Origin of the sequence: Pelagibius sp. 7325, assembly GCF_037652055.1 — a bacterium.
GTDB lineage: Bacteria > Pseudomonadota > Alphaproteobacteria > Kiloniellales > Kiloniellaceae > Pelagibius.
On record NZ_JBBKAH010000008.1, the window covers coordinates 200,263 to 225,922 of the forward strand.

Annotated in this window: 16 protein-coding genes; 12 read left to right on the forward strand and 4 right to left on the reverse strand. The window is 68.5% G+C overall.

The genetic code is table 11. From position 1 onward, the window contains the following. Positions 1-275 precede the first annotated feature (275 nt). The 7 genes from WDC82_RS18200 to WDC82_RS18230 all read left to right on the forward strand — a co-directional run bounded on the left by WDC82_RS18200 (position 276) and on the right by WDC82_RS18230 (position 9,453). Positions 276-1,544 carry a hypothetical protein gene (locus tag WDC82_RS18200; RefSeq protein ID WP_340118802.1) on the forward strand — a complete coding sequence of 423 codons (1,269 nt, stop codon included), beginning with the start codon at positions 276-278 and terminating at the stop codon, positions 1,542-1,544. Continuing rightward, complete coding sequence (locus WDC82_RS18205; protein ID WP_340118803.1) at positions 1,541-2,551, forward strand: sulfotransferase; 1,011 nt, start codon at positions 1,541-1,543, stop codon at positions 2,549-2,551. Before WDC82_RS18200 ends, WDC82_RS18205 begins: the two co-directional genes overlap by 4 nt. Before the next feature lie 35 nt (positions 2,552-2,586). Further along, the gene (locus WDC82_RS18210; protein WP_340118804.1) at positions 2,587-3,339 is read left to right on the forward strand and encodes a methyltransferase domain-containing protein; all 753 of its coding nucleotides are present in this window, start codon (positions 2,587-2,589) and stop codon (positions 3,337-3,339) included. Between the two features lie 45 nt (positions 3,340-3,384). Continuing rightward, positions 3,385-4,149 (forward strand): sulfotransferase domain-containing protein, encoded by a 765-nt coding sequence (locus WDC82_RS18215; RefSeq protein ID WP_340118805.1) that lies wholly within the window; start codon positions 3,385-3,387, stop codon positions 4,147-4,149. A 35-nt stretch (positions 4,150-4,184) separates the two neighbouring features. After that, entirely contained in the window at positions 4,185-6,536 is a 2,352-nt protein-coding gene (locus WDC82_RS18220) for a heparinase II/III family protein (RefSeq protein ID WP_340118806.1), read from the forward strand. Then, a complete protein-coding gene (locus WDC82_RS18225; RefSeq protein ID WP_340118807.1) occupies positions 6,526-8,331 on the forward strand; it encodes a phosphotransferase in 1,806 nt (601 codons plus the stop codon). The genes WDC82_RS18220 and WDC82_RS18225 overlap by 11 nt, the downstream gene beginning before the upstream one ends. 162 nt (positions 8,332-8,493) lie before the next feature. Further along, the gene (locus WDC82_RS18230) at positions 8,494-9,453 is read left to right on the forward strand and encodes a sulfotransferase (protein ID WP_340118808.1); all 960 of its coding nucleotides are present in this window, start codon (positions 8,494-8,496) and stop codon (positions 9,451-9,453) included. Positions 9,454-9,462: 9 nt separating this feature from the next. On the opposite strand, the gene WDC82_RS18235 is transcribed toward WDC82_RS18230, so the two are convergent. The 3 genes from WDC82_RS18235 to WDC82_RS18245 form a co-directional block, all read right to left on the reverse strand. Beyond that, positions 9,463-10,695 (reverse strand): pyridoxal-dependent decarboxylase, exosortase A system-associated, encoded by a 1,233-nt coding sequence (locus tag WDC82_RS18235; protein WP_340118809.1) that lies wholly within the window; start codon positions 10,693-10,695, stop codon positions 9,463-9,465. Further along, complete coding sequence (locus WDC82_RS18240) at positions 10,688-12,280, reverse strand: acyl-CoA ligase (AMP-forming), exosortase A system-associated (RefSeq protein WP_340118810.1); 1,593 nt, start codon at positions 12,278-12,280, stop codon at positions 10,688-10,690. Before WDC82_RS18240 ends, WDC82_RS18235 begins: the two co-directional genes overlap by 8 nt. Positions 12,281-12,436: 156 nt before the next feature. Beyond that, positions 12,437-15,571: a hypothetical protein gene (locus WDC82_RS18245; protein ID WP_340118811.1), complete on the reverse strand. Its 3,135-nt coding sequence runs from the start codon at positions 15,569-15,571 to the stop codon at positions 12,437-12,439. A 388-nt stretch (positions 15,572-15,959) separates the two neighbouring features. On the opposite strand from WDC82_RS18245, the gene WDC82_RS18250 reads away from it, so the two are divergent. The 5 genes from WDC82_RS18250 (at position 15,960) to prsT (ending at position 24,753) form a co-directional block, all read left to right on the forward strand. Then, positions 15,960-18,155, forward strand: coding sequence for a VanZ family protein (locus tag WDC82_RS18250; RefSeq protein WP_340118812.1), 2,196 nt, complete (start codon positions 15,960-15,962; stop codon positions 18,153-18,155). Further along, positions 18,152-19,675 carry an exosortase A gene (gene xrtA / locus WDC82_RS18255; protein WP_340118813.1) on the forward strand — a complete coding sequence of 508 codons (1,524 nt, stop codon included), beginning with the start codon at positions 18,152-18,154 and terminating at the stop codon, positions 19,673-19,675. The genes WDC82_RS18250 and xrtA overlap by 4 nt, the downstream gene beginning before the upstream one ends. Positions 19,676-19,962: 287 nt before the next feature. Then, entirely contained in the window at positions 19,963-20,961 is a 999-nt protein-coding gene (locus WDC82_RS18260; protein ID WP_340118814.1) for a sulfotransferase, read from the forward strand. Continuing rightward, entirely contained in the window at positions 20,958-22,268 is a 1,311-nt protein-coding gene (locus tag WDC82_RS18265) for a glycosyltransferase (protein WP_340118815.1), read from the forward strand. The genes WDC82_RS18260 and WDC82_RS18265 overlap by 4 nt, the downstream gene beginning before the upstream one ends. Before the next feature lie 22 nt (positions 22,269-22,290). Next, on the forward strand, positions 22,291-24,753 hold the full coding sequence (gene prsT / locus WDC82_RS18270) for an XrtA/PEP-CTERM system TPR-repeat protein PrsT (protein ID WP_340118816.1): 2,463 nt from the start codon (positions 22,291-22,293) through the stop codon (positions 24,751-24,753). 8 nt (positions 24,754-24,761) lie between these two features. On the opposite strand, the gene uppS is transcribed toward prsT, so the two are convergent. Next, positions 24,762-25,652 (reverse strand): polyprenyl diphosphate synthase, encoded by an 891-nt coding sequence (uppS, locus tag WDC82_RS18275; protein ID WP_340118817.1) that lies wholly within the window; start codon positions 25,650-25,652, stop codon positions 24,762-24,764. Between the last annotated feature and the right edge of the window lie 8 nt (positions 25,653-25,660).

The following is a 25,660-nucleotide window of genomic DNA, read 5'->3' on the forward strand; positions in this document are numbered from 1 at the left end:
GGCTTCGGGGTATCTGCTTCCGGTGAATCCATCAAGACGGCGGCCCGTTGAATGCGGTGGCGCGGCCCCTGCCGGTCCGCGGTGCTCGTATCTTCGCCTCTATAAAGGATCGCGCTCGGTTGCGCAGCTTAGAAACCGCAGGTAAACCCTTAATGCCGCTGGGCTCTAACAGTTAGACGCGGCAAGGTTTTTTATGATTTCATCCCGCGGACGTCCGGTTGTCGCCCCTGGCGGCACTGCACAAGCCAGATAGAGCGAGAATAATAATACCAAAGATGCTGAGAACGCTTCGCAGAGCCTACTGGTCGCGGGCCCGGCAGTTCCAGAGTCTGAAAGACGCCCTGGTCGGCGGCGAACCGGCCTTCCGCAAGGTGGTCCTGGGGGACCATCTCGGCCGCCGCGCCGCCATCGTGCCGGTCGCCGGGGAGACGGCCGCGCGTGCCGACCTGGCCGTTGCCTGGCTGCTGCGGGCGCAGGACGCCACGGACGACGGCGGGGTCTCCTACGGCTATTTCCCGACCGGACCGGCCGGCGGCTGGCAGCTGTCCTACCCGGAGACCACCGGCTACATCATGACCAGCCTGCTCGCCTACGGCCGGCGCGCCGGGCGGCCCGAGCTGGTCGAGCGCGTTGCGCGCATGGCCCATTGGGAAGCCGACGTGCAGATGCCCTCCGGCGCCGTTCAGGGCGGCATGCTGGCCAGCGCCGAGCGCCAGGCGCCGGCGGCCTTCAACACCGGCATGGTGCTGGACGGCTTCGTCTCGCTGCTGGAGACCCGGCTCGACGCCCGAATCTCCGCCGCCGCCACGGCCGCGGCCGACTTCCTGACCGGTGACCTGAACGGCGCCGGCCTGTTCACCACCAACGGCGCCTTCGTCTCGCAGGACGACATCAAGCTCTACAACGTGCTCTGCGCCTGGGCGCTGTACCGCTTCGGCGCGCTGACCGGGACGGAGGCCTACCGCGCGGCGGCGCTGCGCGCGGCCGAGGGCGCGCTGCGCTTCCAGGCCGCCAACGGCTGGTTCGCCGAGAACTGCCTGACGCTGCCGGAGCGACCGCTGACCCACACCATCGGCTACACCCTGCAAGGCCTGCTGGAGGTGGCGGCGCTGGCCGGGCGGGAAGACATCCTGGACGCGGTCGAGCGGGGCTTTGCGCCGCTGGCGGCGGTGATCGAGCCCAACGGCTATCTCGCCGGCCGCTTCGATGCCGGCTGGCGCCCGGCGGCATCCTGGTCATGCCTCACCGGTTCCGCCCAACTTGCCATCGTCGGCTACCGCCTGGCCGCGCTCGGCAGGGGAGAGCAGCATGCTGCGGCGGCCGACCGCCTGCTGGGTTTCCTGAAAGCGGTGCAGCGGCGCGATAGCGGCAATGCCGCGATCGACGGCGCGCTCGCCGGCTCCTACCCGATCTTCGGCGGCTACATGACCGCCGGCTATCCGAATTGGGCGACCAAGTACCTGCTCGACGCTCTTATGCTGGAGGCCGAGCGCAAGGGGATCGACCTCGCCGCGGCGGCGCGGCCGGAGCCGGTGACGTCATGACGGAAACGGAAACGGCGACGGCGGGCGACGTGAAGCCGATCTTCCTATTCGGCATGGAGCGCAGCGGCACGACGCTGCTGTCGATGATGGTCGGCGCGCATCCGCAGATCGCCGTGCCGCTGGCCACCACCGGCATGTGGATCGACTTCGGCAAGCGCCTGGCGTCCTACGGCGGCCTCGCCCGGCGCGAGGATATCGCGCGGCTGGTGGACGACCTGCTGGCCCACGAGCGCGTTCGGCTGTGGGACTGCGCGCTGGAGCGCGACCGCCTGCTCGCCGACCTGCCGCTCGCCGACTACGGCGCCGTCATCGCCCGCTTCCACAGCGAGTACGCGCGGGCCAAGGGCAAGCCCTACTGGGCGAACATCGACATCGCCACGCTGGACAACATGGACCTGGTGAACGACTGGCTGCCGGGCGCGCGTTTCGTGCACATCGTGCGTGACGGGCGCGACGTGGCGCTGTCGCACCAGACCATGCCCTACGGGTCCGGCAACATCGCCGACTGCGCCCACGCCTGGGTGGCGCGGATCGGCGTCAACGCCAAGATGGGCCGCATCCTGGGGCCGCAGCGCTACTGCGCGCTGCGCTTCGAGGATCTGGTCGGCGACAGCGAGAATACCCTGCGGCGGCTCTGCGCCTTCCTGGGGGTGCCCTTCGACGCCGCCATGCTGCGTTACGCCGAGATGGTGGACGAGAAGATCCCGGAGGACCGGCGCTGGCTGTGGCCGTCGCTCAACCAGCCGCCGCAGACCTCCAAGGTCGGCCTGTGGCGCCACGCCATGAGCCGCAGCCGGCGGATCGTCTTTGAGGACATCGCCGGTAGAATGCTGCGGGATTGGGACTACGAGACTTTCGAGCGGCGCCCGAAGTCGCTATGCGCCTACCTGCTGTCGCTGTGGTACTTTGTGACCCAGGGGGGGCGCCTGCGCCGTCTGGGGCGCCGTCTGGGGCTGACGCGCCGCTCCCTGCTGGAGCGCAGGGCCGCGCAGGGCAAGACCCGGTAGAACCGGGCCGGGCGCCGGTAGCATAGGGATCACACATGACCGCGTCGGTTGTCGAAAAGCAGCGCCGAAGCTTCGATCGGCTGGTTGAGGAAGGGGTCTATTCCGACGACTTCGACCATCCGCCGGCGGCCAAGGCCTTCGTCGCCGAGGTGCTGTCGCAGGTGGCCGCGCGGCTGCCGGTGGGCCGCCCCGTCAGCGTGCTGGACTGCGGCTGCGGGACCGGTGCCTGGCTGGCTTTTATCGCCGCCACGCTCGACGAGGCGGGTATCCCGGCGGGCCGGCTGTGCGGCTTCGACCTCTCCGGCAACATGGTCGAGGTGGCGCGCCGGCGGCTGGCCGGCCTGGCGGCGCCGGAAGACCTGCGCTGCGGCAACCTGCTGGAAGCATCGAGCTATGCCTTTGACGGGATCGGCTCCGGTTTCGACGTGATCTTCACCTATGACGCCATCCAGCAGCTGCCGCGCCGGCAGCAGTTCGACACCTGCGCGCTGATGGTGAGCGGCCTGGCGCCGGGCGGCGCCGGCCTGATCTTCGATAACGATAGCCGCTCGAAGTTCGGTCGGCGCATGGCGCGCCGCAAGTTCCTGACGCGCTATCTCGGTCTGAAGCTGGTGCCCCGCTATTACTGCAATGCGGCCTATCCGCCGCTGGAGCGATTCAGGCAGCGGCTGGCCGCCGACGGGTGGCAGGCGACGATCCGGGTGCGGCAGGACCAGGTCAAGCGCGCGCTGATCGTCGAGCGAGCCGGGCACGAAGCGGCTTGGTCATCCTCGCCCGGCGAGGCGTAACGCCATGCCGCCGTCTTTGCACCATCCAGACCCGAGAGTGGATCCATGCTGGTAGTCTCCAACGGTGCCTTCAAGTCCGGTTCGACCTGGCTGTTCAATATCCTCACCAGCCTGCGCAAGCTGGAGACGCCGGACGAGGCGTTCCTCACCAAGGGCAACGCCAAGCATCCGTCGGTCGCCGTGCCGCGTCTCGAGGCCTACCTTGCCGGTGGCGAGTTCAATAGCCGCGACGTCATCACCAAGAACCATCTCGCCAAGCCGGAGCACCGGGCGCTGCTGCTCGCCAAGGAGAACGTGCGCGTCTTCTGCATGACCCGCGACACCCGCGACGTGATGGTCTCCGCGTACTACCACGACCTGCGCAAGAAGCGCTTCGAGGGCTCCTTTGCGAAGTACTATTGGGAAGAGGGGCGCGAACTGCTGCCGCGGCTGATGCGCTATCGCGCGACCTGGGCGGAGCCCCATCCGCAGGTGGCCTCGACCAGCTTTGAGGCCCTGAAGAGCGACTTCGCCGGCGAGGTGGCGCGCATCGCCGCGGTGCTGGAAGTTCCGGCGGGTGCCGATGACATCGACCGCATCCGCCAGGCGAACAGCATCGGCGCGCTGCGCGACAAGTACCAGGATGCGCCGTCGCACCGCTCTGCCGAGGGCGACTTCTTCCGCAAGGGCGAGTCGGGAGACTGGCAGAACCATTTCGACGACAAGATCCTGGCCGACCACGACCGTGTGTGCCGTGACGGCATCCCGACGCTGGACCGCCACTATCTGCTGAACCGCTTGCGGCAGAAGGTTCGGCGCGCGCTGGCGTGAGTCCCATCCATACGCCGCCCGCGATGCTTCATGACATGAAAAAGCTGATCGGCCGCCTGTTCGGCGACCGCCGCGGTCAGCGCCGCGCCGCACCGCCGCCGCCGGCCTTCGACGAGGCGGCGCTTTTCGCCCACCTGAGGGAACCGGCCGCGGCCGCCGCGGCCTGGCAGGCGGGACGACGCGAGGCCGCCTGGGCGGCGCTGACCGAACACTTCGAACGGCGCGTCCCCCCGCTGGGTTTTGTCGCGCCCGAGACGGTACCCGTGCTGTTCGACGAAGCGCAGCGGCGGTTCTCGGCCTGGCGCGGGCGGCTGCTGGAGAAAGTGCGCGAGGACCGTGAGGAGGGGCTGGCCGTCTACGAGCGCCGCGCCGCGCCGCTGTCGCAGAGTTTCGACTGGCGCGCGCCCTGCGGCCCTGGCCTGGAGGACCGCCTCTACGAGGCCCGCCCGCATCGCCTGGGCTTCCTGCCGCGCTGGGCCATGGCGTGCCACTACGACCGCAGCGTCGTAGCCGAGTTGGACCAGGTGCTCACAGGCTGGATGGCCGCAGCGGACCTGCCCGGCGGTCATCCCGGATTTCGCTCGAGCCACGTGGTGGTCTACCAGCTCATCGCCTGCCTGCTGGCCTGGCCGTTCCTGGCCGGCCTGGACGACGAGGCAGGCGACGGCGCGCTGCCTTCCCTGAAGCGGCGGGTGCTGCAGAGCCTCTACGAATGCAGCCTCTACATGCGGCGGGTGGATGCCAGCGGCGTCGGCAACAATCACCGGCTGGCGGAACGGCTGGCCGACTGGCTGACCGCGGCGCTGCTGCCGGAGTTCGATCATGCGCCGGACCGCCAGGCGGCGGAGAGCCTCTGGCTGGCGGAGCTGCACCGCCAGACCTACGACGACGGCGGTTCCTTCGAGCACTCGGTGCACTACCACGAGCATGGCTGCGAACTGGCCGTCATCTACCTGCTGCTGTCGCGGCGCAACGGCTGGCCGGTGCCGCCGGCATCGCGCGAACGCATCGAGAAGATGCTGCGCTTCCAGCTGGCCATGGCCGGGCCCGACCTGCTGCCGCTGGCGATCGGCAACACGACGGAGGATCCGCTGCTGCCGCTCGGGGTCGGCGAGGGCTGGCAATGTGGCTTGTTGCGTGAGGTGCAGCGTGCCTGCTTCGTGCCGGGCGGACCCGCCGTGCCGGATGACGATCCCACGCGTGAGGCGGCCTACTGGCTGCTGGAGGGAGCACTGGCGCCGGTAGGAGTGGCGATACCGGAGGAGGCACCCTTCCAGGACTTTCCGGACAGCGGCTTTAGCGTCCTTGCCGAGCCGGAGCGGCAGGCGCGCCTGGTGTTTCGCCTGGGCCCGACGCCAACGGCACCGGGTATCGGCGGCCACAGCCACGGCGACCTGCTGAGCCTTTGCCTCAGCGCCGGCGGCGCGCCCGTGCTGGCGGCGCCGGGGACCGGGCGCTACCGCTTCAGGGCGCAGGAAGACCTGCCGGGCGAGCCGAACCTGCGCGCCCACTTCGCCAGCGCCGCGAGCCGCAGCGGCTTCTACATCGAGGGGCGCGAGCCCTACGGCGCCCTGAGGGGCGACTTCAGGAATTGGACGCTGCCCTGCCAGGTCGAGGCATGGCGCGCCAGCGCGTCAGCTGCGGGCCTGTCCTGGATCGAGGGAGCGGTTGTCGGAGAGGGACCTTACGTCGGACAGCGCCGCGGGGTCGTCCACCTCTGGGAAGGCGGCTGGCTGGTCTATGACAGGCCGCCGCCGACGCCGGAAGGCCGCGCCTTTATCGGCTGGCAGTTGGCCCCCGGCATCGACTGCCGGCTGGAGACTGCGCGGCGTGCCGCGCTGCACGGAGCGGCGCCAGCCACGGAACTGCAGATGCTGGCCGACGGCGTCGGCGAGGCGGATGTCGTAAGCGGCGGATTCCAGCCCTTCAGGGGCTGGGTCTCGCCGTCTTACGGGCGGCTGGAAGCGGCCGCGAACCTGAGGTTCGCCTTGCCGCAACGCAGCCGCGGCGCCGCCACCTTCCTCTCTCTCGACTCGCGCCGGGATGCGCGGCTGGAACAGCTGTCGGACGCGGAGGACGGCCTGGTCTTCCGTATGACGGCGGCGGACGAGGAGCTGCTGATCCTGCTGAGTACCGGTGAGCAAGGCGGCAGCGTGCGATGGCAGGACGTCGATTTCGAGGGGCGGCTGGTCTGCCTGTGGCGGCGCGGCGGTGGCCTGACCGTGCGCGCTCTGGGTCTGCTTCGTCTGCGCGCCCCGTCGCTTGCGCCGGCGTTCTCGGCTGAGACACCCGTCGACTTCGAACTGCGGCTCGGCCGCGACGGCCCGCAATGGCCGCGGGGCGCCTGCGCGGCGTTGAGGGTGGAAGGTTTCGGCGATGGGGGCTGATGCCGGCCGCGCGGCCGGGGACGACCTGCCGACGCTCGATGCGCTTACGCCTGAAGGGTGGCTTGAGGCGGTACGACGCTTCCTCACGGGCCGTGACGACGACTTGGCGAAGCTCGATGCCTTGCTCGCCGGCCGACACGGGTCCTGGCGCGGCTATCTCGCGTTGCCGCCGGGCGGCCGCGTGCTGTGCCTCGGCGCCGGCTATGGCGCCGTCGTGGAGAGCCTGGCTCCCCACTGTCGGCAGGTCGTCGTCCTGGAGCCGGACCCGGCCCGGCTGCGTTTCGTCGGCCAGCGGGTCGCCATCTTCAACGCGGAAGATGACGTTGTGCTGGTGCGGGCCGCCGCCGGGTCGCCGCTGCCCTTCGCATCCGGCAGCTTCGATGCCGTCGTCATGGCAGACTCCGTCGGGCCGCGCGGACCGGCGCGATTGCTGGGCGAGGCGCGGCGCGTGTTGCGCGATGGCGGGCAGGTGCTGGTGATCGCCGACAATCGCTTCAGCCTCGCCCTGCCGTCGGGCTGGTGGGACCGGTGGAAAGCGGCTCCCCAGCCGCTGCCCCTGCTGGCCCAGGCCTTCGGACTGCTGCTCGCCTGGGCGCGGCGGCAGAACGGCCCAGAGGCGTTGCCGACGCTCTGCCGGCGCCTCTCCGAGCTGGGCTTTACCGGTGTCCGTACCTACGGCCTGTGGCCGTCGCGCCGCCAGTTCGACGATGTCATTCCGCTTTACGGTCAGCGCCCGGCGGCCCTGCCGGGCAAGCCGCCGTCCTGGCGGCAGCGGCTGAAGCAGCACGGCCTGTTCCTGCCGGCCCATTGCGTGACCGCCTGGGCAGGCGGAGAGCGCCAGCCGACTTCCTACGAGCGCATCTACGCCGCGGCGGCCCGTCAGATTGGAGGCGGCCAGGACGCCCCGCCGCTGCTGGCCCTGCGCCACATTTTGACGCGCAAGGACAAGATGATCGTGCAGGCGATGCGGAACGCCGAACCGGTCATCGTTCGAATTCCGTTCAGCCGTGCCGCGTCGGCGGCCGAAGCGCGTCACGCCGCCGCGCTCGTGCGACTGGCCGACAGCCATCCGGGGCTGGCCCCCAGACCCCTGGCGGCCGGGCAGATCGATGGATTCGACTACCGCGTCGAAACCGCCTTGCCGGGCGCCGCTCTGAGTACGGTCAGACGCAGGGTCGGCTCGGAAGCGGTGCTGCACCGCGCGGCCAATCTGCTCGACGTGATGAACCCCGCCGCTTCGCTGGTTCTGGCTCCCTTGGCAGGCGCCGCCTATGAGCGGCTCGTCGAGGCTCGCCTGGAGCGGCTGTTCCGGCTCGTGCGGGAGCGAGACCAGCAGGTCCGGCTGCGCGCGTTCTTCCGCGACCGGCTCTCAGGCGTGAGCCTGGCATTCGGCTTGGTCCACGGTGATTTCAGCCGCAGCAACATCTATCTCGACGGTGACAACGCCGGCATTGTTGACTGGGAAGCCGCTGATTTCGACGATCTGCCCATCCTCGATGCGATCGGATTCCTCGAATCCGTGTTGCGGCCTCTGGGTGCACGGCGTTCGCTCGCCGAGAGCTTTTACGCACTCGCCCGCCTGGAGCTCCCCTCCATGGCCGAGGAGCGATTCCTATTCGCCCAGTACGAGCGTCTGGGAATTGAGCGCGGCCACCATAGGGCACTGACCTACCTGCGCTGGCTTCGCCAGATCGATCATCTGTTGCCGTACTGGCTGAACTACGATCCGCGCGGTCAGGCGTATTACATCCACCAAGTCGTGCGCCTGCTGCTCGCCGAAGACGTCCCGCGGTAGCGGTTCGCTGCGCCTGACCCACACCGTCACGGAACGTACACCATTCCGTCGCGTTTTCTTCACGCCCATGTTCGATAATGGCGTGGGAAGCGACTTCCTCTCGGCCGGAGTGTGTCCGCGCCGGTGGGGCGGTCTGAGATGTAGGGGTGTCGGGTGCGCGCTATGGAAATCATCGGGGCCGAACGGCACAGCGGCGCAGGGATTGAAGGCCTCGTCAGCGGGGCTGCCCGGAGTGTGGAGCCGTTCTTTGTCTTGGGTGCCCAGCGCTCGGGAACGACGATGCTGCGTCTGATGCTCAACAATCATCCCCGGCTGGCGGTGCCGCACGAGACGGTCTACGTCACCCAGTTCTATCGAAACCTGCAGCGCTACGGCGATTTGGCGCAGCACGCGAACATGCGGAGACTGCTGGACGACATTGCCGCGCATCCGCAGGTCGTCAAGGGCGGGCTGATCGACGACAAAGAGGCGGTTCTTGCGCACGATCCGGCGACTTATGCTGAGCTGATCGATGCCATCATGACCTGCTACGCGCAGGCGCAGGGAAAAGCGCGCTGGGGTGACAAGACCCCGTACTACACCCTCGACATCGATGTGCTGCACAGCATCTTTCCGCATGCCAAATTCATCCAGATCGTGCGTGACGGCCGCGACGTGGCGATGTCGCAGCGCCAGATCTCGTGGTGCTCATCCAACAGCTTCCGGCTGGCCGAGGACTGGGCGCACAAGACCACCCTCTGCCACAAGGTCGGGCGCGTGCTGGGCCCGGACCAATACCTGGAACTGCGCTACGAAGAGCTGGTGCGCGACCCCGAGCCGGTGTTGCGCCAGGTTTGCGATTTCCTGGGCGAGCCTTTCGATGCGCAGATGCTGCACTATCACGAAACGGCCAAGAATGTCGTGCCGGGCGACAGCCTGAAATGGCACCGAAACTCGGTGCGGGCACCCGATGCGTCCAAGGTCTTCGCCTGGAAGAATGCCATGCCCGAGAGCGAACGGATCATCTTCGAAGAGATCGCGGGCCCCACGCTGGATTACTTCGGATACGAGCGTCCGCCGCTCAAGCGCTCGGTCTTTACCAAGCTGAAAAAGATCTACCTGACGGTGATGAACCGCTGGTGACCGCGGCGATCAGACCAGGACTTCCGCCGGCGGCGGATGGCCGAGAAAGGCCGTCGGGCTGGCGGTGAGCCCGTAGGCGCCTGATTGAAAGATCACCACGAGGTCGCCGATCTCCGCACGAGGCAGGGACGCCTTGTCCGCCAGCAGGTCCAGCGGCGTGCAGAGGCAGCCGACGACGGAGGCCTTCTCCTGCGCTGCTTCGTTCATGCGGCCGTCGATCGCGACGGGAAAGTTGCGCCGGATCACCTGCCCGAAATTTCCCGAGGCGGCCAGATGGTGGTGCAGGCCGCCGTCGGTTACCAGGAAGACTTCGCCGCGCGACATCTTGCGGTCGATCACCCGCGTCACGTAGAGACCGGCTTCGCCGACGATATAGCGGCCGAGTTCCAGGACCGCACGGGCCTCCGGCTGCGCCGTGGCGAGCTTGGCGACGACCTCGGCGAGATTGTCTCCGATCGGCGCGAGGTCGAGTGGTTTGTCGTTCGGGAAGTAGGGGATGCCGAAGCCGCCGCCCAGGTTGAGATAGCGCAGCGGCGCTGCCAGCCGGTCGGCGAGGCGCAGCGCGAGGTCCAGGGTCTTGGCCTGCACCTCGGCTATGGTCTCCGCGCTGAGGTTCTGCGAGCCGGCGAAAATGTGAAAGCCTTCGATCACGACGCCGGCGGCGCGGGCCGCGGCGATGAGATCGGGGACGTCCTCAGCGTCGATGCCGAACTGCTGCGGCCCACCGCCCATGCGCATGCCGGAGCCCTTCAAATGGAAGTCCGGATTGATGCGCAGGGCAATGCGCGGCGCGGTCCCGAGATCCTCGGCGATCGACTTGATGCGGGTCACCTCGCCGGCGGATTCCGCTTCGACCAGGATGCCGGCCGCAATGGCCTGGCGGAGCTCCCGGTCGGTCTTGCCCGGGCCGGCAAAGCCGATATGTCGGGCCGGCATGCCGGCGTCGAGGGCCTTGGCGAGTTCGCCGGCCGAGGCGACGTCGAAGCCGTCGACCAGCGGCGCCAGGAAACAGACCAGTGCTGCCATGGGATTGGCCTTGACGGCGAAATGCAGGTCCAGCGTATCGGGCAGCCGACGGCGCAGTTCACCGACGCGCGCGGATATGCGCGCGCGGTCATAGGCGAAGAAGGGGGTCTGTCCGACGCGCTGGGCCAGGCGCGCCAGCGGCACGCCGCCGATCAGCAGATCTCCTTCTGCCGTCTGCCAGGCTTGCACCGCCGGATGGATGGCTGCTTCAGTCATGCGCGTCTTCCTGCTGGCCTGCGATGAGTTCCTGGGCGTGGCGCTTGCGGTCGATCTTGCCGTTGGGATTGCGGTAGAGCTCGCTCCGCGCCTCGATGCGTTGCGGCACCATGAAGGTCGGCAGCTGCTGGCGGCAGACCGCGAGCAACGCCTCGGTGTCGAGCTCAGCGCCGTTCTTCGGCTTCACCAAGAGAGTGATCGACTGGCCGAGTGTCGGGTGCGGCAGGCCCACGGCCGCAGCTTCGTCGACCAGTCCGGAGGCGAAGATGACCTCCTCGATCTCCGTCGGGCTCACGCGGTAGCCCGAGGTCTTGATCATATCGTCGCGCCGACCGACGAAGTAGAGGAAGCCGTCCTTGTCGCGGCGCACGAGATCGCCGGACCACACGGCGATTTCCGGCATGGTCAAGCCTTCGGGCTGGCCCGGCGCGGGGCGGAAGCGTTCGGCCGTGCGCTCGGGGTCGTTCCAATAGCCGAGCGAGACGAGCGGGCCGCGGTGGACCAGTTCGCCCGCCTCATCGGGCGCCGTCGTGCTGCCGTCCTCGCGCACCACCAGGATTTCCACGTTGGGGATCGCCTTGCCCATCGAGTCCGGCCGGCGGTCGACCTCGCGCGGGTCGAGGTAGGTGGAGCGGAACGCCTCGGTCAGGCCGTACATGAGATAGGGCGAGGCCTGCGGGAAGATCCCGCGCAACTGCATGAGCGCCGGTCGCGGCAGGTGGCCGCCGGTGTTGGCGAAGTAGCGCAGGCGCTCCGAGGCCTCGCGCGGCCAATCGAGCGTGACGAGCTGGAACCACAGCGGTGGGACGCCGGTGATGCCGGTGACGCCCTCGCGCAAGCAGACGCGCGGGACCTCGCGCGGCAGCAGGTAGTTCAGCAGGATGCAGCGGGCTCCGGCGCGAAAGGCGGTCAGCACCTGGCTGAGGCCGGCATCGAAGCTGAGCGGCAGGACGGAGAGAATGCGGTCCGCGTCGGTGTTCTCCAGGTAGCGGCTGACGCTCTCGGCGCCGACCAGCAGGTTGCGGTGGGAGACCACGACGCCCTTGGGCTGCCCGGTGCTGCCGGAGGTGTAGAGGATGGCGGCCATATCGCAGTCCACCGGACGGGCGAGACTGGCGGCCTCGGCGGGCTCCTCTGCGATCTCCCGCCACGCCACGATCCGCGGACCGGGTCTTGCGGCGGGGGGCGGATCGCCCACCAGGACCACCGTGTGCAAGAAGGGGCAGTCGGCGAGCACCGTAGCCAGCGCCTCCAGGCGCTCCGGCGAGGTGACGAGGACCTTCACCGCGCAGTCGTTGGCGATGTGGGCCACCTGGGCGGGCCGCAGCACGGGATTGACGGGGACGAAAACGCCGCCGGCGGCGCTGGCGGCAAAGAAGGCCAGCACCGTCTCGAAGCGCTTTTCCAGGAAGACGGCCACGCGGTCGTTGCGCTGAAGTCCGAGGGCCTTGAGGCCGGCGGCGAGGCGGCGGGTCTGCTGCCAGGCGTCGGCGTAGGAAAGCTGCTCGGTCTTGTCGACCAGCGCGACATGGTCGGGCCGCTGCATCGCCTGGTACGCGATCAGGTCATGCAGAGCCTCGAACATTCCCGCCCACTCGATAAGGGGACAGCACGGGGCTCGCGCGCCGTGCCGTCCAACATGCTGCACAGCAGCGAATGATGTCACCGCGAACAGGCTTGCACCAGAACGCCCGGGCCCGTCAAGGCTGGCGGTCGGAACTCCCCCGATGCCCTGAAGACTCTACTTTAGGTTGATCAACCTGGGTGGAGACGCTACCTCGACCGCGTCCCAAGGCTGCGGATCCGCATCGATCGGGTAGGGGCCGCGCTCGGCGCACTGCGAGCCGTCGGCGTTGCAGGCTACGTAGGTCTGGTCCGGGTCCCAATAGACGGCGGTACGCTCCGCCCAGGCGTCGGGCGCGCGCATCGGCAGGCTGTTGGGCACCTCGACCCGGCCGTTGCCGTTGCCGTGGACCATGACAAAGCGGCGCGCCGGGTCGATGTGGTCGTGGACATAGCGCACCTCCGGGCTGGCGCTGGCGAACCAGCACGCTTCGTAGGCCGCGTCGTCGGGTTTGTCGCCGCACAGTTCGATCAGCGCGGCCATCTGGTCCTTCAGGTCCGCCTCGCGCGGGTTGTCGGCAATGGGGCGCATGCTGTGCACCGTGATCGACCGCGGCGTGACGCCCGTCTTGCCCTCGAAGACGAAGAACGTGTTGTCTTCGATCAGGTGCGTGAAGAGCAGGGGATTGGCCTTGGCCTTCTCGTAGCCGGCCTCGAAGTCCTGCACGGCCGTCGCGATCTCGGCCCAGCGTGCCGGATCCTGGTACTCCGGGTTCTCCGGAGGGAAGAGTTCGCGGCTGCCTTCGGCGAAGCTTCCCGGGACGCGGCGACCCTTGTCGCAGTTGCCCCAGGCGTTGCGTCCGCGCAGCGTCAGCAGCGTGGCGACGTTCCCCGATGTGCGGAAGACGACCTTGTTGTTGCGAACGATGGAATCGGTGCAGGCATAGTGATCCAGCGCGAAGAGGCCGATGACTTCGCGGCCGTTGCGGGTGAGGGGCTGGCCGTCGATCCCGACGTTGGAAAGCACGTTGCCTTCGATGCGGGAATAGTTCGCCAGGTTCTTCAGCGCGTGCCCGGCGTTGCCGGAAGCGAAGAAGACGTTGCTGAGGGCCACCAGCTTGCCGATGGAACGCTCCAGATAGAGGCCATGCCAATCCAGGTTCGGCCCCATGACGTTGCCGCGCAGTTCCAGGTAGGTGCTGGGCAGGGAGGGATCGGAATCGCCCATCAACCCGGCGCCGCCTATGCGGTTGTCCTGCAGCACAACGAAAGCCGGGCAGGACTCGCTCGGCTGATGACAGGCCCAGCCGACGTTGCCGCCCAGGAAGTCGATGCCGCGCACGATGAAACCTGTGCCGGTCTTCGGCAGACCGATATCTTCCGTCAGGGCCGGCCGCCGGCCGCCGGCGGGCACGCCGATCACCTCGCCGCATTGGACCCGGTCGAGCACAAGGTTCGATTCATAGGGAGCCTCCGCATCTTCCCGGGGATGCAGGTAGATGCGGACGTTTGCCGTCCCGGGGGAGAGGCTGCGGGTCTGGGCCGCGCTGCCGGCCAGGTCCGCTTCGGTGCGATAGTCGAGCACCGTCCAGGGGCCCGGGCAGAGCGCCTCGTAGTCGGGCGCCTCGGGCTGCCGTTCGATGGGCTCGTTCCAGGCCGCCGGCGTCCAGGGCTCGGGGCGCACCTGGTGGCCTGCGAAGGTCGGATAGTGGTCAGGATCGGGCCAATAGGTGCTGAGGGGAGGCCCGGCGGGCTTGGCCTTCTTCTTGCGCTCGCCCGCGGTTTGCTCGTCCGCTGCTTCCTCGGCGGCAGCCGCTTGCCCCTGCTGCCGCGCGGCGTTTTCCTGCCGGTTGCCGGCTTTTGCCTGCCGCTTTCCGGTCTCCTTGGGCTGCAGCGGATTGTCCTTCAGCGCGGGGTTGAGGGCCGGTGCCGGCGGCAGGCCTACCGGCGCAGCGGCCTTGGCGACCGGTGCGGCAGGCGGGCCGGAGGGTGCCGCAGGGGCGGGCGCTTTGGCTGTCGGAGTGTCGGCAGGGGGTGTATTGGCAGCCGCCCGCTGCACAGCGCCGCTGAAGTCCGGCTTGTAGGCCCAGAAGCCTTCGTCCACCGTCCAGGTGCCGAGGCAGACGCCGAGGTCTTCGTTCCAGGTCCACTTGTTGAGAATCCGCCGCTGCGCCGGGCCGGGGCCGCCTGGGGCGTCGATCGTCGACAGGGTCTCGCCGTCCCAGCGGATGAGGGCGCCGTCCTGGCCCCAGATCACCGGACTGGTGCCTTGGCCGTTCGGCACGAGGCAGAGCCCGGCGGATCCGAGCGTCTCCTTGTTGAGCGCCGGGTCGGTCACCGTGAGGGCCTTGTCTTCCTGCCATGCGCCGTCGATCTCGCGCAGGAAAGTCAGGCGGTTGTGATTCGCGTCCACGGCCCAGATGCCTTGCAGCCTCTCGTCCCACGCAAGCGTGGCCGCGCCGGAGAAGGCGGCCCCGGACCGCGCGGTGCAGTCGTAGCGTCCGGCCTGAAAGTCGGGCTGGCACACGATGGCGCCGCTAAACAGCAGAGGCGGCTTGCCCGGACGGGTGATCCAGTTGACGGCGTAGTTGCCGACCATTTTTCCATCCGGTTCGCCGTCGTCGTCGCGATCCGGCCCGGCCTCGGAAGCGAAGCGGTCCGGCAGGCGCTCGATGGTCTGGGCGATGTCGTCGGCGCGCAGGTTGAAGCGCCAGACCTGCGCGTCCGGTTTGCTGGAGCCGTAGATGTGCCCGGTGACCAGGTAGAACCAGTCGCCGAGCTTGACCATGTTGTTGTAGGTGTGGCTCGAGCGCGGGCGCAGGAAGGCCCCGTCCCAGGAGTCGATCCGCTGGTCCATGCCGCCGGGATAGGGCTTGTCCGAGACATAGGGCTCCCAGAAGCAGTCCTTGGTCCCGCCGGCCTTCACGAAGGAGCGGCACAGCGGCACGTTGAGGGCCAGGTGCGGCACCACCATCTCCGGCTTGCCGGCCTGCAGGTCGTAGCGCACGATCCCGTTGAAGCAGCCGTCGCCGTGGCCGCCGGCGGCCCACACCCAGGCGTAGCGGCCATCCCACAGCACGCCGTTCCAGGCCCCCAGAAGGGAACCGAAGTCGACCCCGCAGTTGTCGCCGCGCCCCGGGTCGACGTCCCGCCAGGGCCGGCCGAACGGCAGCCAGGAGCCGGCCGGCATGGCGGCGATCTCCGGGATGTCCAGGCGATCCTCTTTGCCGTCGCCGGCCCGCCCGCCTTCCTGCGCGGAGGCTGTGCCGCAGAGCAGGAAAATGCAGAGGGCGGTGGTCAGAAGCTGTCGCATACCAGGTCTTTCACTCGCTCCGGCGGGGAAGGTGGTCTTAATACCGCCCTCTGCGCCGATCTGGGCGCCGCCGTCAGCGGACGGCATCCGGCGCTCCGGGGCCAAATCTGTTCAGGCGCCGGAAGGTTCCCACCTCATGAATCCGCAATATCATAACCGATCATCCCGTCCAACCCGCTGTGATCATTGGCGGCGGGCGGCGGCGAGATGACCGCGCGGGGGTCGGGACGGCTTGTTCAAGGGCTTCGGGTAGTGGCAACCTAGGCCCATGAGCCAGGTGGCCAGAAGCGACAATCGTCCTTCGTTCCCGGGGACTGCCTTTGCGGGCGGTGGCCGCGGACGCTATGGCGATATTCGGTCCAGGCGGCTGTATAAAATTCTCTTTTACTTGATCATTGCACTGATTTTCTACGGTTCCCTCTATCCATTCGATTTCGATTTTTCGAACCTTTACTATTTCGACGCCTCGGAACTGCTGGGCGGCGACCGGGTGGTGACCCGGCGCGGCGACGTACTGGGCAATATCGGGCTGTTCGTGCCCTTCGGGGCCGTCGGCATGCTGGCCCTGGGGCCGGCGCGGTCCACCGCAGCCCGCGTCGTCCTGCTGATCCTGGCAGGGTTCTTCGTCGCCGCGGCGGCGCAGGTTCTGCAACTGTTCCTGCCCAGCCGGGATGCCGCCCTGGGAGACATCCTCTGGAACCTCGCCGGCTGCGCCCTGGGCGTCGCGGCCGTCGCGCCCGCCGCCGTGCGCTCCCGCCTGCTGGTGCAGGTGGACGCCGCCCTGCCGCTGTTCCCGCTGCTGCTGCTGGCCTGCTGGGCGGTGGGCACCCTGGCGCCCTTCGTCCCCTCGATCGACCTGCAGGCCTACAAGGAAAGCGTGAAACCGCTTTTCGCGCTGCCAAGCGTCTTCTCGGTGCCGTTCCTGCGCGGCTGCGTCACCTGGCTGGTGCTCGCCTGGCTGGTGGACCGCCATTGGTCGCAGTGGGCCGCAGGCCTGTGGCTGGCCTGCGCCGCGCTGGCTACGGTCCTGGCGAGGACTGTCATCGTGCAGAACAGCATCAGCGCCAGCGAGGTGCTGGGGATCGTGCTGGCGCTGATGCTGTGGCCGGTCCTGCGGCGCCAACCCCGCGCGGCCGCGTACCTCCTGGCCGGGGTCGCGCTGTTCATGATTGTGAGGTCGCTTGCCCCTTTCGACTTCCAGCCCGTGGCGCGATCGTTCTCCTGGATACCGTTTTCCGGCGGCCTCAGCGGCTCGATGCTGATCAACGTGAAGGCCATGGCGTTCAAGGCCTTCCTGATGGGCACGCTGATCTATCTGATGGGCGTGGTCGGCCTGCGGCTGAGCATTGCGACGACCCTGGTATTTCTGCTGGCGGCGGTCCTGGAAGTTGCCCAGCTGTGGATCGGCAGCCACACGCCGGTGATCACCGACCCGCTGCTCGCCCTGGCGCTCGGCGCACTGATGTCCGCCGTCGGCGGCACCGCGCTCGCCCGGCCGCAACCGGCACCACGGCCGCCGGCGGCACCGCCGCGCACGGCGCCTGCACCGCCCCCGGCAACGCCCGGGCAGGATACTCTCTACCCGGCGCGCGGCGCGGTCATCGTTGCATTGCTCGCCTGCCTCTCGGCGACGCTGACCCTCAACGTCGTGCTGGGGCTGCCGCAGGTGCCCTACAACGTGCGCGAGCTGTTCGGCGGCGAGGATGCCTGGTGGCGGCTGTTCCTGTTTTCCCTCGCTGGAGTGTCGGTCGGTCTGGGCGGTGCCCTGGTCGGCCGCGTCGCCGCGCGCAGTGGCCGCGTTTTCACGGTGCTGCCGCTGGGCACGCTGCTCGCCTGCCTGGCAACATACCTGCTGATGGTTTCCAGTGTGAGCGCGGAGAGCCTATGGGACATCACCGGCTCCGCCAATACCCACTGGTTCGTCATGAACCGTCACATGTGGGGCGATGCCGGGGTGTGGTTCTACGAAGCCATCGGGTCGAAGGCCCTGATCCAGGGGGTCGAGCGCTTCGTGCGCTTCACGGCCCTGTTCGGGCAGGCGACCCTGTGGATCGCGATCCTGAGCGCGGTCTACTTCCGCCTGCTGGGATCTCCGCGGCTCGATCGCCGGTCAAGCGTGAAGCTGGGGCTCTCGACGGCGTTGCTCTGCGGGCTGGCGGCGCTGCCCTTGCTGGTGGCGTTCAACCTCATCGCCTTCAAATTCTCCTCCACCGACAATCTCAACGAACTGATCGACGGCCATGGGCATATCCTTTATTGGCTCTTGATCTTGCTGCCCGCAAATGCGCTTGTCGTGCTGCATGCAATTCGACACCCCAAGGCCGGACCCGTGCTGGCAGCGGTCGGCGTTGTCGCGGTTTCCCTGCCGCTTGGGTGGCTCCTGTTCAAGAATGGCCTCAGTCCCGTGGTAACCAAATATGGCAATGTGTTCTCTGGCGTCGACTTTCTGCTCGGCCCGGATCGTGAGGAGCTGTTGCCGGACTCGGTGCTCATGGGACGCTGGTTCGTGCTGCAGATCGCTGCGATCGCCGCGCTGACCCTGGGCATGCAGGTGGTACCGGGACCGCGGGGGCAGAATCGATGAGCGCGACGTCGAGAGCGGAGGCCGAGATGGCGACAACCGGGCCGGCGCAGCGGCGCGCCTGGCTGCGTGCCCTGCTGCTGTTCGCCGCGGCGACGGCGTTGCTGTTCGGCCTGATGCATCAGACCGTGGCCACGCTGGTGCGCACCTGGACGACGTCGGATACCTTCGGCTACGGATTTCTCATTCTCCCCATCGTGCTGTTCCTGCTGTACCAGCGGCGCCGCAACCTTGCCGCAGTCGCGCCGCAGCCGTGCTTCTGGGCGCTGGCGTGGCTCGCGGGTGCGTTGCTGGTGAATCTGATCGGCACGGTCGGCAGCGTCACGCTGTTGAAGCAGTTGGCCTTCATCGGCTTGTGGCAGGGGCTCTTCGCGCTGCTGTTCGGCTGGGGGGCGGTGAAGCGGGCGCTCTTTCCCCTGTTCTTCCTGATCTTTGCGGTGCCGATGGGGGAGGAGGTGGTCCCCTTTCTGCAGACCATCACGGCTGAGATCGCGGTGTTCCTGCTGCGCGCTTCGGGGATTCCCACCTTTCACAGCGGCGTGCTCATCGAGATTCCTTCGGGCAACTTCGTCGTCGCCGATGTCTGCTCCGGCGCGCGTTTCCTGATCACGACGCTGGTGCTCGGCGCCCTGGCGTCGAACCTCTTCTTCCTCTCCTGGCGCCGCCGCGCCGTGTTCATGCTGGCATGCCTGGTGGTGCCGATCCTCGCCAACGGCCTGCGCGCCTATGGCATCGTTCTGCTGGCACATCTCACGGACCACGCTCTGGCGGTTACGGTCGACCACATCCTCTACGGCTTCATCTTCCTGTCTATCGTGCTGCTCATCCTGACCGGCATCGGCTCGCTGTTTCGCGAGCGCTGGGGCCAGGACGAGGCGCCGAGGCACGCGCCGGCGCAGCCCGCAACGCGCGCCGTCTCCAGCCTTGCGGCCTTCGTCCTGGGAGCGGTTCTGCTCGCAGGCGGCCAGGCCTGGGCCCTGCAGGTTGCCGCGCCGCCCGAGATGGCTGGTGCGACCGACCCGCAAGCGCTGCAGCCCGATGATGGCTGGCAGCCCGCCGAGGCCGGATTGCCCGAGTGGAAACCGGCCTTTCCGGGGGCAGATCGCCAGGTGCTGGAGAGCTACAAGGGGACGGATGGCACGGTCGCCTTCTTTGCCGCGCACTATCTCTATCAGCGGGACGGCCACGAGATCATCGCGGTCGGCAACAGTTTCATTGGTCATGGCCAGGAACGGCAGGTGACCCGTTTCGAAGACGTCGAGGTCAGCGGGCACGCCGGTGAACTGACCGTGCAAGAGACGGTGGTTCTGTTCACCGACGGGCCGTATCTCATCTGGTCCTGGTACGAGGTGGGCGGCAGCACGACCGCCTCTTCGGTCAGAGCGAAGCTGTTGGAACTCTGGCACGCGCTGAGCGGCGGCCCACGCGAGGCTACTGCCTTCGCGCTGCTCACCGCCGCCGGGGATGACCTGGCCGCCGACCGGGCACGGCTGCAGTCCTTCCTGGCGGGGCTCGGGCGCTGAGTAGGCGCGGTGCGATCTGCGCTTGGACGCCGAGGGGCCAACCAGGTTCAGGCCGAAACGGCTGGACAGGGGGAAGCGCATTTGCAACATAGACCCCACCAATCGCCGGGGCGCCCGAAGCCGTGCATTATCAGGCGGGAAGCAGCGCAGTCGCTCCACGGTCCGGCAAGCGGACCGGCGGCGAAAGTGCATAAGCCGACCGCGGCGCCATGCCGGGCAAACGGGGCTCAGCCAGCCTGTGCCGGGCGAACGGGGTGGGCATGAGGAGTCCGGGGGAAGACGGTAGCATGGGGTCCACAGACCCGGTTTTCATCGTAGGCGGAGCCCGTTCCGGTACCACCTTCCTGGCGAAGCTTTTCGACAGCCACCCCGATGTGCTGTACCGCCACGAGCCCGACTCTGTTCTGGTCAACACGCAGATTCCCTTCGTGCCGCGTGCCGACGAGATCGAGCGCTTTGCCGAGCCGGCGCGGCGCTATCTCGAGGCCCTGTGCCACGTCAGCGCGACGAAAGTCTCCGGCCAGGCGCCGTTCTTCGACAAGTCCTACCGTTCGGGCCTGCGGAGGAAATGCCTTCTTGCCAATCTCTACCTGGCTAAGGCGGCGGAGCGCCTGTGCGGCCCGCTGCGGCGCAAGCCGCTGCCCGTCGCGGATTTCATCAACGGCGCGGACGAGCGCGTTCGCTGCGTCATGAAATCCGTCGACTCGCCCTGGCGCACGCCGCTCTTTGCCAAGGCGATGCAAAACCTGCGCGTGGTCCACATCGTGCGCCATCCTTGTGCCGTGGTGAACTCGCGGCTGCGCGGCATCGAGAGCAAGCTGATGGGGTCCGACACCTACCTGCGCCCGCCGTTCGAAGCCGGCATGGCGGAGGGTTATCCCTTCACGCTGGAAGAGCTGGAGGCCGCGAGCTTTGAGGAGAAGACGGCATTCCTCTGGATGATCTGCAATCAGCGGATCCACGACGAGCTGGAGAACCTGGGAAGATACAGCATGGTCGTTTACGAGGATCTCTGCCGCGACCTGGAGGCGACCACGCGCCGCCTGTTCGAGGGGGTCGACCTTGCCTGGTCGCCGCAGACTCAGAAGTTCATCGACGATCTTGAGACCAGCGACCGGCGCGACGCCGGCTATTTCAACGTTCTGCGACCGCCGCTCACCTCGCTGGACAAGTGGCGCGAGCAGTTGAGCGGCGAACAGATCGCCAGGATCGAGCGCGTGGTCAGCCACTCGGAGATCGGCCGCCGCTTTCTGGGCGGCAGCCTGCGAGACGGGCGGCAGCCGTGAAGATCCTCCTGGTCACCTGGTATTTTCCGCCGACCCGGACCATCGCGGCGGTACGGCTCGGCAAGCTGGCGCGCTACCTGCTGAGCCAGGGACACGACGTGCGTGTCCTGACACCGAAAGAACCGCCCCTGCCGCAGGACCTCTCGGTCGATTTCCCCGAGGAGCGTGTCACGCGCACCGCATGGCGCGACCCGCAGGCAGACGATGCCGCGGGGCCGCGCCGCCCGCCGCCGGCCACGGTGGGCAGCGTGCCCGAGGGCGGGGTCAGCAATCCTTCCTGGCTGAAGCGCACCCTATGGCGTCTGCACGCCAGCTTCTCCGACTTCCCCGACGGGCGGGTGAGCTGGCAGCCTTTCGCGGTCGAGGCCGGCGGTGCGCTGCTGGACGGCTGGCGGCCCGATCTGGTCTTCGCCAGCGGCCCGCCGTTTACCACCCTGTTCGTCGGCCGTGACCTCAGCCGTCGGTTCGATCTGCCTCTGGTGCTGGAGTTTCGCGACCGCTGGTCTGAAGACCCCTATGCGCCTCCTTTCTTCTGGCGTCGGTGGCGCAACCGCCTGGCGGAGAACGAGCTGATCGCCCAGGCGCGGGCGCTGGTGACGGTGTCGCAACCCTGGGCGAAGGCCTACCGGGCGCGCTTCGGCAAGCCGGTCGAGGTGGTCTACAACGGCTACGATGCCGAGTTCTGCGGCGAGGGGCCCTTCGACGGCGCAGCCGGCCGGCCGGCCTTGGAGATCGTCTATACCGGCGGTATCTACCCCGGCTATCGCGATCCCTCGCCGCTGTTCGCCGCCATGAAGCTGCTGGAAGACCGCGGGCTGCAATGCCGGATGATCTTCCATGGCGTGCGGCCGGCCACCGTCACGCCGCTGGCGGAAGCCCAGGGTGTCACCCACCTGGTGGACATTCGCGAGGTGCTGGCCCACGAGGAGGCGCTGCGGCGCCAGCGCGAGTCCGATATCCTGGTCCTGCTGCAGTGGAACGACCCCAAGGAGCAGGGAAACGTGCCGGGCAAGTTCTTCGAGTACCTTGGCGCGCGCCGGCCGATCCTGGTGCTGGGCCTGCATGACGGCGTCCCTGCGACGATCGTGAAGGAGCGTGAAGCGGGCTTCTTCTCGAACGATCCGGAGGAGATCGCCCGCCAGCTGACCCGCTGGCTGGAGATCAAGGGGGAGAAGGGGCTGCTGCCGCCGGTGCCGGAGAGCGGCCGCGCGGGCTTTTCGCGTGACGAACAGTACGCCCGCCTCGAGCGGTTTTTCATGGAGCTGCTCGGCAGCGCCCCTGCTTCGAACAATCAGGGCCCCAGGTGACAGGCTTGGTGCGGAGGTAGCGATGGGCAGATGCAACAGGTCGACGCTGGGCGCATGCGCCAGGCGCCCGATACATCCAGAACCGCCGAGCGGGCGCAGTCTGATCCGCGCCCTGCTGCTGGCGGTGGGGGCCTGCTGGCTGCTCGCGGGACAGCCCGCCGCCGCAAAGGTTGAGCCCGAGGCGTCCCGCGCCCACTACGCGGCCGCGGCGGAATATGCCGCCCGGGGCGAACTGCGTGCCGCGGTGATCGAGCTGAAGAACGCCCTGCAGCGCGATCCCGAGAACGCGGAGGCGCGCCTGCTGCTCGGCGATGTCTACGCGCGGGGGGGCAATGGCGCGGCTGCCGAAAAGGAGCTGCGCGCTGCCGAGCGCCTGGGCATCGAGCGGGCGCGGCTGATCGTGCCGCTGGGGCGCGCGCTGGCGCTGCAAGGCCGCTTCGAGCAGCTGCTGGAGGAACTGCCGGCGGAGAGCGACGATCCGGCGCTCGACCTGGAAGTCCTGCTGCTGCGCGCCGAAGCGGAGTCCGGCCTCGGACGATGGGAGGCCGCGCGAGACAGTTATGATACCGCGGCCGCCAAGGCGCCTGGGGATGCCCGGATACCGTACGGCAGAGGACGGATCGCGCTGGCTCAGGGCGATCTGGCGGTAGCGGAAGCTGAAGCGACCGCAGCCCTGGCCCTCGACGCGGGCATGTCGGAGGCCCTGCTGCTGCAGGCCGAGGCGCGCCGGGTAGGCGGCGATCCGGAAGGTGCCGTGGCGCCCTTCGAGGCGATCCTGGCAAAGCCCGGTGTGTCGCCCGGCATCGCGATCCGCGCGCGGCTCGGTCTGGCCGGCGCGCTTCTCGCCCTCAATCGGGACGCCGAGGCGCAGCGCGAGGTCTCAGGCGTGCTGGACATCGCGCCGCAACTGCCGCTGGCCGCCTACCTGCAGGCTTTGATCCAGGTGAGGGGTCAGGACTACGCGGCCGCGCGCAAGGCTCTGGAGGCCGCGGCTCCCGCTCTCGAGGGATTTCCCCCGGCGCAGTTTCTCTTCGGCGCCGTCTATTACCAGGCGGAGGAACTGGAGACGGCCCGCTCCTGGCTGGCGCGCCACCTGCGGGCCGTCCCGCAGAACCTGCAGGCTCGCAAGCTGCTCGCCGCAACCCTGCTGCGCCTGAAGGCTATCGACGAGGCCCTCGCGGTGCTGGAGCCGGCCGCTGAGCAGGCGCCGGACGACCCCCAGGTGCTGCTGCTGCTTGGCAATGCCTATCTCGGCAGCGGCCGCATGGCAGAAGCCTCTGCGATGCTGGGCAGGGCCGCCGAACTGGCGCCGCAGGATCCGCGCGTGCTGAGCCAGCTGGCGGTGACCCAATTGGCGACGGGGGAGCGCGACGAAGCGCTGGCGACACTGAACGCCACCTTCGATCTGGGCGCCGATGCCAGCGCGATCGGCTATGCGCTTGCATTCTCCCATCTTCAGGCCGGAGACTTCGCGGCCGCCCTGACGGTGGCGCAGGATCTCAGCCGCCGTTTTCCGCAGAGCGCCATCGCCGCGAACCTGGAGGGCGGTGCCTACGCGGCCATGGGCGCGTTGGACAAGGCGCGGACGGCCTTCGAGAGGGGCCTTGCGATCGAGCCCGGCTTCAACGAGGCCCGTGCCAACCTGGCGGCCCTGAAGGCGCAGTCGGGCGACGCAGCCGGGGCAGAGGCGGAATACCAGGAGATTCTATCGCGGGAGGCGGGCAATGCGGCCGCGCTGTTGGGGATGGCGGCGCTGGCCAATCATCGCGGTGACACCGCCGCCACCCGGCAATGGCTGGAGAGCGCCGTGAAGGCCAATCCCGACAACGTGAAAGCCTCCCTGGCTCTCGGCGAGCATCTCACGCAGCAGGGCGACCTGGCCGGGGCGGTGCGGCTGTTGCAGGATTTCACCATCCGGCAGCCGCGCAATCCGCAGGCCCTGGTGGCGCTGGGCCGGGTCCAGTCAAGGCTCGGCGCGTTCCCCGAGGCCGTGCGGAGCTACCGGCGCCTGTCGGAGGTGACCAATGGTTCCGCAGGGTCCCGCTTGTTGCTGGCGGAGGCACAGCTTGCCGCCGGAGAGCTGGGCGCGGCGACCGCGTCCTACGAGGGCCTGAAGGCGGTGGCGGCCGACAATCCCGTGGTGTGGAACAACCTCGCCTGGCTCTACCAGCAAGCCGGCGACGCCCGGGCCGCTGCCCATGGTGAAAGGGCGCTGGAACTCGCCCCCGGCCAGCCGGCGATCATGGACACGCTGGGCTGGATCTTGCTGGACGCCGACCAGGTCCAGCGTGCTCTCGAGTTGCTGAAGCAGGCACATGAAGCCGCGCCGGCTGCCGATGACATCGCCTACCACTACGCGGCGGCGCTGCACAGGACGGGCGACACGGCGGCGGCGCGGGCGCTGCTGGAGAAGACCCTGCAGAGCGGGCGGCCCTTCGCCGCCCGTGCGGAAGCCGCGGCCCTGCTGGAAGAGCTGGGCTCGTAAGCGCGCGGCTAAAGCCCGAAGCGGCGCTGGCGCTGCTGATAGGCGCGGATCGCGCGCAGGAAGTCGATCTTGCGGAAGTCGGGCCAGTCGATTTCGGTGAAATAGAATTCGCTGTAGGCGCTCTGCCACAGCAGGAAGCCGGACAGGCGCAGTTCGCCGCTGGTGCGGATGATGAGGTCGGGATCCGGGAGGTCGGGCAGGTAGAGATGCTCGGCGATGGTTTCGGCCGAGATGTCCTCGATCGCGGCGGCGGGATCCTCCGCAATGAGAATCCTGGCACGCAGCAGGGAGCGCAGGGCATCGACCAGTTCGGCCCGGCCGTCGTAGGCCGCGGCGATGGTCAGCACCACCGCGTCGTGGTCTTTGGTCGCCTCCTGCGCCGCTTCGATGGCGGCGCGGGTCTGCGGCGGCAGCAGGTCGAGCCGGCCGGCCGCGCGGACGCGAACGCCGTGCTGGCGCACGAAAGGGCCTGTCGAGAGAGCTGACAGCTTGTTCTGGATCGCCGCGAGGATGCCGTTGACCTCTTCGGGCGCGCGCTCCAGGTTCTTCGTCGAGCAGACCCAGAGCGTGACCGCCGGGATGCCCAGGGCGATACAGCAGTCCAGCACCTCATCGAGCTTCTCCGCACCCAGAGCATAGAGCGTGCAGGGGTCGGCGATGCGCCGCCGCCGGCCGAAGCGGCGATTGCCGTCGAGAATGATGCCGACGTGGCGAGGCCGCGCCGCCTGGAGAATCTGACCGACCAGCCGGCGCTCGTAGGCGCGGTAGAGCAGCCGCTTGATCGCGTCCCGCAGGGTGGAGAGGAAACGCCGCTCAGCGCTTGCCGCAGGAACGCCTGGAGCCCCCTCGGCCGCGGCCTCCGGCTGATTCTGGCCCGCGATGTCCTGCTGTTGCGTCACCGGCCCTC

Excerpts from the sequence above, each read along its gene's own strand:
- WDC82_RS18260 (WP_340118814.1), top strand. The coding sequence starts at position 19,963 with ATGGGGTCCACAGACCCGGTTTTCATCGTAGGCGGAGCCCGTTCCGGT.
- WDC82_RS18225 (WP_340118807.1), top strand. The coding sequence starts at position 6,526 with ATGGGGGCTGATGCCGGCCGCGCGGCCGGGGACGACCTGCCGACGCTC.
- WDC82_RS18235 (WP_340118809.1), bottom strand. The coding sequence starts at position 10,695 with ATGACTGAAGCAGCCATCCATCCGGCGGTGCAAGCCTGGCAGACGGCA.
- WDC82_RS18240 (WP_340118810.1), bottom strand. The coding sequence starts at position 12,280 with ATGTTCGAGGCTCTGCATGACCTGATCGCGTACCAGGCGATGCAGCGG.
- WDC82_RS18220 (WP_340118806.1), top strand. The coding sequence starts at position 4,185 with ATGAAAAAGCTGATCGGCCGCCTGTTCGGCGACCGCCGCGGTCAGCGC.
- WDC82_RS18200 (WP_340118802.1), top strand. The coding sequence starts at position 276 with ATGCTGAGAACGCTTCGCAGAGCCTACTGGTCGCGGGCCCGGCAGTTC.
- WDC82_RS18205 (WP_340118803.1), top strand. The coding sequence starts at position 1,541 with ATGACGGAAACGGAAACGGCGACGGCGGGCGACGTGAAGCCGATCTTC.
- WDC82_RS18245 (WP_340118811.1), bottom strand. The coding sequence starts at position 15,571 with ATGCGACAGCTTCTGACCACCGCCCTCTGCATTTTCCTGCTCTGCGGC.
- WDC82_RS18215 (WP_340118805.1), top strand. The coding sequence starts at position 3,385 with ATGCTGGTAGTCTCCAACGGTGCCTTCAAGTCCGGTTCGACCTGGCTG.
- prsT (WP_340118816.1), top strand. The coding sequence starts at position 22,291 with ATGGGCAGATGCAACAGGTCGACGCTGGGCGCATGCGCCAGGCGCCCG.
- WDC82_RS18210 (WP_340118804.1), top strand. The coding sequence starts at position 2,587 with ATGACCGCGTCGGTTGTCGAAAAGCAGCGCCGAAGCTTCGATCGGCTG.
- xrtA (WP_340118813.1), top strand. The coding sequence starts at position 18,152 with ATGAGCGCGACGTCGAGAGCGGAGGCCGAGATGGCGACAACCGGGCCG.
- WDC82_RS18230 (WP_340118808.1), top strand. The coding sequence starts at position 8,494 with ATGGAAATCATCGGGGCCGAACGGCACAGCGGCGCAGGGATTGAAGGC.